Source organism: Micromonospora sp. 15K316, from assembly GCF_004348525.1.
Lineage (GTDB): Bacteria > Actinomycetota > Actinomycetes > Mycobacteriales > Micromonosporaceae > Micromonospora.
Genome location: NZ_SMKG01000226.1, coordinates 1 through 9509, shown reverse-complemented (window position 1 = coordinate 9509; position 9509 = coordinate 1). Strand labels below are relative to the sequence as shown.

At 72.4% G+C, this 9509-nt stretch carries 9 protein-coding genes; 3 read left to right on the top strand and 6 right to left on the bottom strand.

The window, feature by feature from the left end; all coding sequences use genetic code 11:
* Positions 1-617 precede the first annotated feature (617 nt).
* On the bottom strand, positions 618-1901 hold the full coding sequence (gene tyrS / locus E1211_RS27265) for a tyrosine--tRNA ligase (RefSeq protein ID WP_132352292.1): 1284 nt from the start codon (positions 1899-1901) through the stop codon (positions 618-620).
* Between the two features lie 103 nt (positions 1902-2004).
* On the opposite strand from tyrS, the gene E1211_RS27260 reads away from it, so the two are divergent.
* Positions 2005-2391 (top strand): PaaI family thioesterase, encoded by a 387-nt coding sequence (locus E1211_RS27260; protein WP_207915527.1) that lies wholly within the window; start codon positions 2005-2007, stop codon positions 2389-2391.
* Between the two features lie 9 nt (positions 2392-2400).
* Here the strand turns inward: E1211_RS27260 and E1211_RS27255 are convergent, their stop codons facing one another.
* The 3 genes from E1211_RS27255 to E1211_RS27245 all read right to left on the bottom strand — a co-directional run bounded on the left by E1211_RS27255 (position 2401) and on the right by E1211_RS27245 (position 5075).
* Positions 2401-3723, bottom strand: a complete 1323-nt coding sequence (locus tag E1211_RS27255) for a hemolysin family protein (RefSeq protein WP_132352288.1) — start codon at positions 3721-3723, stop codon at positions 2401-2403.
* A 177-nt stretch (positions 3724-3900) separates the two neighbouring features.
* A complete protein-coding gene (locus E1211_RS27250) occupies positions 3901-4545 on the bottom strand; it encodes a hypothetical protein (protein ID WP_132352286.1) in 645 nt (214 codons plus the stop codon).
* 50 nt (positions 4546-4595) lie between these two features.
* Positions 4596-5075 (bottom strand): GNAT family N-acetyltransferase, encoded by a 480-nt coding sequence (locus E1211_RS27245; RefSeq protein ID WP_207915526.1) that lies wholly within the window; start codon positions 5073-5075, stop codon positions 4596-4598.
* Between the two features lie 369 nt (positions 5076-5444).
* Here E1211_RS27245 and E1211_RS27240 point away from each other — a divergent pair, with 369 nt between their 5' ends.
* Both E1211_RS27240 and E1211_RS27235 read left to right on the top strand, forming a co-directional pair.
* A complete protein-coding gene (locus E1211_RS27240; RefSeq protein WP_132352282.1) occupies positions 5445-6341 on the top strand; it encodes a universal stress protein in 897 nt (298 codons plus the stop codon).
* Between the two features lie 205 nt (positions 6342-6546).
* A complete protein-coding gene (locus E1211_RS27235; RefSeq protein ID WP_132352280.1) occupies positions 6547-7410 on the top strand; it encodes a universal stress protein in 864 nt (287 codons plus the stop codon).
* A gap of 196 nt (positions 7411-7606) precedes the next feature.
* Here the strand turns inward: E1211_RS27235 and E1211_RS27230 are convergent, their stop codons facing one another.
* Entirely contained in the window at positions 7607-8230 is a 624-nt protein-coding gene (locus E1211_RS27230; protein WP_132352278.1) for an FMN reductase, read from the bottom strand.
* Entirely contained in the window at positions 8227-9366 is a 1140-nt protein-coding gene (locus E1211_RS27225) for an LLM class flavin-dependent oxidoreductase (protein ID WP_132352276.1), read from the bottom strand. The genes E1211_RS27230 and E1211_RS27225 overlap by 4 nt, the downstream gene beginning before the upstream one ends.
* Positions 9367-9509: the final 143 nt, after the last annotated feature.

Here is a 9509-nt window from a genome sequence, read left to right as displayed (position 1 = left end):
GCAACAAAAAGTTGCCAAAGGAATCCAAACCAGAAGATCCCGAAGAATCAACCAGTCCGGGGTATAAATCAATTTGGCACTGGCTTATCAAACACCCTGTTGAGTTCTCAAAGAACAACCACACACCATCCGACAACCCCCACCAGGAGGGCCCATCATCCGGGGCATTTCGTTCCGCAACCCGCCGCTCTCGCGCCGGGCACTTTTACTACGTTACCCGCTGGTTTCTGCCGTGTCAAACCGGTGTTTCGCGGTTTGTCGTGCTTCCACCCTTTTGCGGGCACCCTGACTCGACCGGCTTCCGCCGCTCTCGTCACGGGTTCCGACAGGCCGGCCGCTGCGGTCTCCCGCGAGCTCGCCCGGTGCCCTGCCGGTCGTCAACCTTACCCGGTCGGTTTCGCCTCACCAAATCCGCCTCGCGGCGAATCCGGGGCACCACCCAGGTCCCGGGTCCGAGAGGTGCAACCTCCCTGACCCGGAGGTCATTCCCGCGCTCCGGCCTCCAGGGCTTTCGCCCCGTTTCGTCCGTTCCGCGCTGGCAGAGAGAAAGTTACGCGCCCCGCGGACCGATCGTCAAATCCGCGGAGCGCGTCGCGCGTCACACCGTCGATATACGACTATCGCCGCAGCTCAACGCCCGCGAACGAGCGCTTGCCCCGGCGAAGCACCAGGTACCGCCCGTGCAGGAGGTCGGACTCCGGCACCCGGGCGTCCACCTCCGTCACCCGGTTGTTGTTGACGTACGCACCGCCCTCGGCGATCACCCGCCGGGCCTCCTTGAGACTCGGCACCAGACCCGAGTCCCGGAGCAGCCCCGCCACGTCGGGCAGCTCGTCCAGCTGCGCCAGCCCCGCCTCGGTGAGCGCGGCACGCAAGGTGGCCAGGCTCAGCTCCTCGAGCGAGCCCCGCCCGAACAACGCCTGACTGGCGGCGACCGCCTGGGCCATCTCCCGCTCACCGTGCACCAGCGTCGTCAGCTCCTCGGCGAGCGCCCGCTGCGCCAGCCGCGCCGCCGGACGCTCCGCCGTCGCCTTCGCCAACTCCTCCAGCTCCTCGCGGGGGCGGAAACTGAAGAACCGCAGGTAGCGGTCGACGTCCCGGTCGTCCACGTTGACCCAGAACTGGTAGAAGGCGTACGGGCTCGTCATTGCCGGGTCGAGCCAGATCGAGCCGCCCTCGGTCTTGCCGAACTTCGTTCCGTCCGCCTTGGTGACGAGCGGAGTGGTGAACGCCTGCACCGGCCCGGCGCCGCGACGGCGGATGTAGTCCACGCCGGCGGTGATGTTGCCCCACTGGTCGGAGCCGCCGAACTGGAGCCGGCAGCCGTGCCGGCGGTGCAGTTCGAAGAAGTCGTTCGCCTGCAACAGCTGGTAGCTGAACTCGGTGAAGCTGATGCCCGTCTCCAGGCGTGCCTTCACCACCTCGCGGGCGAGCATCCGGTTGACCGGGAAGTGCTTGCCGACGTCGCGGAGGAACTCCACCACCGACAGCTCCGCGGTCCAGTCCAGGTTGTTGACCAGCTGGGCCGCGTTCTCCCCGGTGTACGAGACGAACGGCGAGAGCTGTTCGCGGATCCGATCGACCCAGCCCGCGACCACCTCGGGCGAGTTCAGCGTTCGCTCCGCGCTCTCCTTCGGGTCGCCGATCTGGCCGGTCGCGCCACCCACCAGCAGCAGCGGCCGGTGCCCGGCGAGCTGGAGGCGGCGCGCGGTCAGGACCTGCATCAGGTGGCCGACGTGCAGGCTCGGCGCGGTGGGGTCGAAGCCGACATAGAACGGGGCGGTCCCGCCGTCGAGCAGGTCACGCAGCTCGTCGGGGTCGGTCGAGTCCTGGACCAGACCCCGCCAGAGCAGGTCATCGGTGAGGGAGTCCCGCCGTGGCGGGAGGCTACTGTCGGTCACGGTCCCCGATTCTCCCTCATCAGCCGCCCCCGGCCGTAGCGGGTTTGCCCGAACGCGCCGCTAGGCTGGCCCCACTTCGATCGAGGAGGCGTGTGCCGTGGATATGCCCGACCCCACCGGAGGTTTCGTCGACCTGCTCGGTCTCAAGATCGACGAGGCGAGCGGCGACCGGGTGGTGATCCGCTGGCAGGTCCGGCCGGAGCTGCACCAGCCGTTCGGTATCCAGCACGGCGGGGTCTACTGCTCGGTGGTGGAGACCGCGGCGAGCGTGGGCGCGTCCCTCTGGCTGGCCGATCGGGGAACCGTGGTAGGCGTGTCGAACCAGACCGACTTCCTGCGCGCCGTACGCGACGGCGAGCTGACCGCGGTGGGCACCCCGATCCACCGGGGCCGCAGCCAGCAGCTCTGGCAGGTGGAGATCACCGATGACGCCGAGCGCCTCATCGCCCGCGGCCAGGTCCGGCTGCAGAACCTCGCGCCCGCCGCCTGACCTGCGGCGTCAACCGCCCGCCCGGTCGAGCAGCGGCGCCGCCTCGGTGGCGTCGACGGGTGGCTCGCCGCGGCGCAGCCGTACCTCCGTGATGGCCCGGTGGTCGATGCGCGCGACCTCCAGCCGCCAGCCGTCGAACGCGACGTCCTCCCCGGTGACCGTCGGGATGTGCCCGAGGCAGGCGAGGAGCAGCCCGGCGATGGTGGTGTAGTCGCCGTCCGGCCGGCCCGGCAGCTCGACACCGACGGCCGCCAGGTCGTGCACCGGGAAGGTGCCCGGCAGGCGCAGCGCGCCGTCCGGATCGGTCCGCACCGCGCGCACGTCCCGGTCGGTCTCGTCGTAGATCTCCCCGACGATCTCCTCCAGGATGTCCTCGAGGGTGACGATCCCGTCCACCGCGCCGCGCTCGTCGACCACCAGCGCGATGTGCTGGCGTTCGGCCTTGAACTGGCGCAGCGCGTCGACCACGGGCAACGAGTCGGGCAGCAGCATCGGCGGGCGGACGAACTCGTCGACCGGCCGGTCGTCGGGCACGCCCACGAGGTCCCGCAGGTGGATCACGCCCACCGCGTCGTCCAGACCACCGTGGCGGACCACCGGCGCCCGGGAGTGGCCACTGGCGGCCAGCACCAGCCGGGCCGCCTCCGCGGTCGTCCCGCTGTCCAGGCAGAAGACCTGCAACCGGGGCACCAGCACGGCTCGTAGCCGCCGGTCGGCGATCTCCACCGCGCCGGCGATGATGGTCTGCTGCTCCTTGGTGAAGCCGTGGTTGCCGGAGACGATGTCCCGCACCTCGTCCGGGCTGATCTCGTCGCGCTGCGGGCTCGGGTCGAGCCCGACCAGGCGTACCACGAGGTCGCTGGTGGCGCCGAGCGCCCAGACGGCCGGTCGGGTGAGGCCGGCGAGCAGGTCCAGGGGGCGGGCCACCAGCAGCGCCCAGCGCTCGGCGGACTGCATGGCGATGCGCTTCGGGGCCAGTTCGCCGAAGACCAGGGTGACGAAGGTCAGCGCCAGGGTGACCGCCACGATGGCGACCGGCTCGGCCGCGTCGCCGAGCGCCCCGAGGAGCGGCACCAGCGGCCGGGCCAGCGACACCGCCGCGGCGGCCGAGGCGAGGAAGCCGGCGAGCGTGATCCCGATCTGGATCGTGGCCAGGAAACGGTTCGGATCCTCGGCCAGCCGGGCCAGCACCCGCCCGGCGCGGCTGCCGCGTTCCAGCCGCTGGATCTGGCTGTCCCGCAGCGAGACCAGGGCCATCTCGCTACCGGCGAACGCGGCGTTCAGCACGACCAGGACCCCGACCAAGGCCAGTTGGCCCCAGTAGCTCTGCACGCCCGGCTCTCCCTCGCACGACCGCGCCGGACCGCCGGCGCCGCCGACCGGAGGCCCCCGTCGGCGTACGCGCACTGTGCCCAGTGGGCGGGCTCGTGAATCCTCGCCCGCCGGACGTCGCTCCGGCCCGGCGGCGCCCGCTTCGGCCCGAGGGCCGCGCCGCGGGTGGTCGACGGGTCAGGCGGCGACGGGCAGGTCGAGGACGTACGCGTCGCCGGTGCGGCGGAAGCCGAGCCGGTGGTAGTACGGGGCGACCATGCCGGGCGGGCTGACCACCCGGCGGAACCCCCGGTCGGTGAAGAGGCGGCTTCGCCGGTAGACGAACTCCCCGGGGGTGAAGTCGCGGAACCGCTGGGTCACGTAGTCCAGATCGATCTGGGCGACGTCGTGCGCCTCGGCGTGCGCCAGCACCACGCCGACCACCTCGTCGGCGCGGACCACCAGGAACGCGGATCGCCGCGCCGCGCCGGCCGCCTGGTCGTCGGCGGGCGGCCAGTGGAAGCCGGGATTGAACCGGGCGATGTCCGCGGCGTGCACCCGCAGGGTGTGGTCCAGGAACTGGTCGTGCACACCGACCTCGACGACCTGGTACGTCGCCTCGTCGTGCCGGGTGGCGAGCATCCGGCGCAGGTACCAGACGTTGATCACCGCGAGGACGACGTTGAGGCCGACCATGGGCCAGACCCGCAGGGCGGCGTTGTAGCCGATCAGGATCAGACATCCGATCAGGTTCAACCCCCGCAGCCGCAGGATGCGCGTCTGCAGCAGGGACCAGACCAGCACCACCGAGCCGACCCAGCCGAAGAGTTCGAGCCAGTTCACTCCGCGAGGGTAGTGCCCGCCCTGGTCAGGGCGTCCGGCGGGCGGCGCCGTCAGGCGGTCAGCTCCAGCACGTACTCCTCGACGTCGCGGCCGCGGCCGGCGGCGTAGCCGTGGTCCTCGCCCCGGATGACGAAACCGCACTTGCGCAGCACCGCGAGGGAGCCCAGGTTGTCCTTGGCGGCCCGGGCGTGCACCGGGCGTTGTGGCAGTTCCCGCAGGAGATTGTCGAGCGCGCGGGTGGCGTACCCGCGCCCCCAGTGCTGCCGGTCGATCCAGTAGCTGACCTCGGTCTGCTTCCCCACGGGGAAGGCGAGCACGTAGCCGACCACCCGCCCGTCGACGGTGACCGTCCGGGAGACGATCTCCGGATCGGTGCGTACCCGGTGCCAGTGGGCGGCGAACGCACGCCGGTCATCGGGGTCGTCGGCGGTGAAGGCGGCCATCCGGATCGCCTCCGGGTCCGACTGGTGACGGTAGAACTCCGGCAGGTCGTCGTCGCGCACCGGACGCAGGCGCAGGTCAGCGGTCACGCGCAGAGGATAGGCCCGGCGGGCCGGACCGGGAACGGCCGGCACGCCATGAGGCGGTGGCCGTACCGCCGGCCCCGGCGGCCGGGTCGCGTCCGGTCGATCCCGCCCGCGTGCGCGGTGGTCCACGTGGCGCATTCCCGCTACCGGGTCGGTTGGACCGGGGTCACACGGACTCGACGCCACAGCCTCCGGCGCGAGCCACGGCGGTACGTTCACGTCGTCGCGCAGCAGCACGGCGACCAGACGCGCAAGCGTGAGGAGCGGGCCGCCCACCGGGTGATCCGGGACCGACGGCCCGGGATCCGGGACGAGCTGCCCCGGCGGCCGGCGGCCGGCGGGGCGGAGCTCGGCCGGACGAAGGAGGTAGTCATGACCATCAACACCGGTGCCCCCGTCGTGGTGGGCGTGGACGGTTCCGACTCCGCCCTGGACGCGGTCCGGGTGGCAGCCCGGGAGGCCGAACAGCGGCGCCGTCCCCTGCGGGTGGTCCACGCGTTCAGTTGGCCGCTCACCGCCGCCGAGCTCGGCCCGACGCCGTTGGCCGGGCAGGCCGAGGGGTTGCGCGGTGAGGCCGAGGAGTTCGTGGCCCAGGCCCTCGCCGAGGCGCGGAAGGTGACCCCGGACGTGCCGACCTCCGGCGTGGTGGTCGACGGATCGGCGACCCGGGTCCTGCTCGACGAGGCCCGCGACGCCGCGCTCGTGGTGCTCGGACACCGCGGCCTGGGCGGCTTCGCGGAGCTGCTGGTCGGGTCGGTCGCCGTCCAGGTCTCCGCCCGGGCGCAGTGCCCGGTGCTCGTCGTACGGGGTGAGCCCCGCGCCGACGGCCCGGTCGTGGTGGGGGTGGACGGCTCCGAGCTCTCCACCGAGGCGGTCGGTTTCGCGTTCGAGGAGGCGTCCCGCCGGGGCACCTCGCTGGTCGCGGTACACGCCTGGCTGAACCCGGTCGCGTTCCTCCCCGGCGAGGTGAGCGCGGTGACGGTCGACCCGTCGACGTTCGCGGAGGAGGAGGCGCGGGTGCTCGCCGAGTCCGTGGCCGGCCACGGCGAGCGGTACCCCGACGTGTCGGTGCGGCACGAGCTGGTGCACGGCTCTCCGGCGCAGGCGCTGGTCGAGCAGTCCCGCGGCGCCCAACTGGTGGTGGTCGGCGCGCACGGTCGCGGGGCGCTCGGCGGGCTGCTGCTCGGTTCGGTCAGCCACTCGGTCCTGCACCACGCGCACTCGCCGCTGGCGATCGTCCGGCACCTGCGTACCGCCGACGGGTCCTGACGGCGGGCGGACGCCGGCCGTTGCGGGATCCTGTGGCCGTGCCGGCCGGTCCGGCGCGGCCACCGTCCGGCCGTGACCCCGCGCCGGGTCGTCCGGGCGGCGTGTCGCGCGCGACTTCGGCGTACGCGGTGCCGGGCGGGTGGGAAACGCCGCGAACGGGTACGACCACACCGACAATGACCTGGTCGAGCGTTGGAGGCGGCGAATGAACCGACCGGTCGTGGTGGGGGTGGACGGGTCCCCGGCGAGCCTCGCCGCCGCAGCGGAGGCGGCTCGCGCCGCGGCGCGGCGGAACCTGCCGCTGCACCTGCTGCACGGGTACCTGCACCCGCTCGGCTACGGCGTGCCGCTCAGCCCGTACGACCTGGGTCTGCCGGTGCCCAGCGACGCCGGGCAGCAGATGTTGGAGCGGGCGGTGGGTGAGCTCGCCACCCGTTGGCCGGGGGTGCACATCGAGGCGCGGCAGCTGGCGGGCGGCCCGGGCGCGGCCCTCGTCGAGGAGTCGCAGCGTGCGGAGTTGGTGGTGGTGGGCAGCCGGGGCCTGGGCGGTTTCGGGGGTCTGCTGCTGGGCTCGGTGAGTGCCCAGGTCGTCGCGCACGCGCACTGCCCGGTGCTGGTGGTGCGCGGCGCCGACGGGCCGGTGCCCGAGCGGGGGCCGGTGCTCGTGGGCGTCGACGGATCGGAGTCCGCCGAGCTGGCGGTGCGCTACGCCGCCGAGGAGGCCGCCCGGCGCGAGGCCGAACTGGTGCTCGTCCACGCGGAGGAGGGCCGTCACCCGGAGTCGGCCGGCGGGGTCCCGCCGGAGGAGGAGCCCTCCACGCTGCTCGCCTCCGCGGCGGCCGCGGCTCGGGACGGCCACCCCGATCTGGCGGTCACCGCCCGGACGGTACGGGCGAGGTCGGCCGAGCAGGCGCTGATCGAGGCGAGCCGGGAGGCGGCGCTGATGGTGGTGGGCACCCGCGGCCGGGGCGGGTTCGTGGGCATGCTGCTCGGCTCGGTGAGCCAGGCGCTGGTGCATCACGCCCACTGTTCCGTGCTCGTCGCCCACGCGTACGACCGGGCGGGCTGAGCGCCCCGGCCGTCCGTCGCGGGCGTACCTGCCGTGATCGTCGGCGGTCGGGGTGGCCGAGCGTGCCGTCACCGACCGCGGACCTGCCGGGCGGGGCGGCCGGACGGATCACCGCCACGCCAACGGGTCGCCGCCGCCGTGCGAGGGCTCGGCGCCCCCGCGGGCGAGGAGGTGGCCCGGCGACGACGAACGCCGGTCAGGGCTCGCGGCGGCCGAGCAGCTCCTCGAAATCGGTGGTCAGGGCGAAGGGGTCGATCGGCCCGGTGGAGACCGGCCGCCGGTGCATCTGCTCGGCGAGTTCGGCGGCGGCCCGGTCGATCCGGGTCCGCAGCCCGGCGTCGGCCTCCCCGCTCGCCCAGTCCTCGGGGGCGGCGAAGACCGACGTCGGCACCACCACCGCGTGCAGGTAGGCGAAGAGCGGTCGCACCGCGTGCTCCAGGGCCAGCGAGTGCCGGGCCGTGCCGCCGGTCGCGGCGATCAGCACCGGCCGGTCCGTCAGCGCGTCCGCCTCGATCAGGTCGAAGAAGGATTTGAAGAGCCCGCTGTAGGACGCGTTGAAGATCGGCGTCACCGTGATCAACCCGTCGGCGCCGGTCACCGTGTCGAGCACCGCACGCAGTGACTCGGCCGGAAAACCGGTGATCAGATTGTTCGTCACCTCGTGGGCGTGCTCGCGCAGGACGACGTGGCGCAGCTCGACGTTCTCACCCCGGCCGGCCAGCTCGTCGCGGGTGGCGGCGGCGAGCTGGTCGGCGAGCAGTCGGGTGGACGACGGCTGGCTGAGGCCCGCCGAGACGACGGCGAGGGTGCGCGTCGTCATCGGTTCTCCTCCGGAGCCTTGCCCGTCACGTCGTCGACGGCGTGCACGGTGCTGTCCTTGGCGCCGCCCGCGGCGGCGACCAGCGAGGCGTGGGTCGGCGCCGCCGGCACGTGTGCCGGGCGGAGCGAGTCGAACTCCTTGCGCAGCACCGGGACGACCTCCTCGCCGAGCAGGTCGAGCTGCTCCAGCACGGTCTTCAGCGGCAGCCCGGCGTGATCCATGAGGAAGAGCTGACGCTGGTAGTCGCCCACATACTCGCGGAACGAGAGCGTACGGTCGATGACCTGCTGCGGGCTGCCCACGGTCAGCGGCGTCTCCGTGGTGAACTCCTCGAGCGACGGCCCGTGCCCGTAGACCGGGGCGTTGTCGAAGTACGGCCGGAACTCGCGCATCGCGTCCTGGGAGTTCTTGCGCATGAAGACCTGGCCGCCGAGGCCGACGATCGCCTGGTCGGCGGAGCCGTGACCGTAGTGCTCGAAGCGCTGGCGGTAGAGGTTGACCATGCGCTGGGTGTGCTCCTTGGGCCAGAAGATGTGGTTGTGGAAGAAGCCGTCACCGTAGTACGCGGCCTGCTCGGCGATCTCCGGGCTACGGATGGAGCCGTGCCACACGAACGGCGGCACGCCGTCGAGCGGGCGCGGCGTCGAGGTGAACGACTGCAGCGGGGTGCGGAACCGCCCCTTCCAGTCGACCACGTCCTCCCGCCACAGCCGGTGCAGCAGGTCGTAGTTCTCGATCGCGAGCGGGATGCCGGCGCGGATGTCCTTGCCGAACCACGGGTAGACCGGCCCGGTGTTCCCGCGGCCCATCATCAGGTCGACCCGGCCGTCGGCCAGGTGCTGCAGCATCGCGTAGTCCTCGGCGATCTTCACCGGGTCGTTGGTGGTGATCAGCGTGGTCGCCGTGGAGAGCAGCAGCCGCTCGGTACGCGCCGCGATGTAGCCGAGCATGGTCGTCGGCGACGACGGCACGAAGGGCGGGTTGTGGTGCTCGCCCGTGGCGAACACGTCGAGCCCGACCTCTTCGGCCTTGAGCGCGATGGCCACCATCGCCTTGATCCGCTCACGCTCCGTCGGCGCCCGACCGTTTGTCGGGTCCACGGTGACGTCGCCGACGCTGAAGATTCCGAACTGCATGACAGCTCCTCGGGTTGTTGGCCGCGGCACGGCGGCCGTTTCGCACCCGACAACATACTTGACTGCTCAATAATTCCGATAATGGACCACCACCGTGACGGCCGCCACGCCTCCGCCCTCCCCCGCCCGGCATGGACCTACCC

Coding starts and splice junctions, on each gene's coding strand:
- E1211_RS27260 (WP_207915527.1), top strand. CDS start 2,005: ATGCCCGACCCCACCGGAGGTTTCGTCGACCTGCTCGGTCTCAAGATC.
- E1211_RS27230 (WP_132352278.1), bottom strand. CDS start 8,230: ATGACGACGCGCACCCTCGCCGTCGTCTCGGCGGGCCTCAGCCAGCCG.
- E1211_RS27225 (WP_132352276.1), bottom strand. CDS start 9,366: ATGCAGTTCGGAATCTTCAGCGTCGGCGACGTCACCGTGGACCCGACA.
- E1211_RS27235 (WP_132352280.1), top strand. CDS start 6,547: ATGAACCGACCGGTCGTGGTGGGGGTGGACGGGTCCCCGGCGAGCCTC.
- E1211_RS27240 (WP_132352282.1), top strand. CDS start 5,445: ATGACCATCAACACCGGTGCCCCCGTCGTGGTGGGCGTGGACGGTTCC.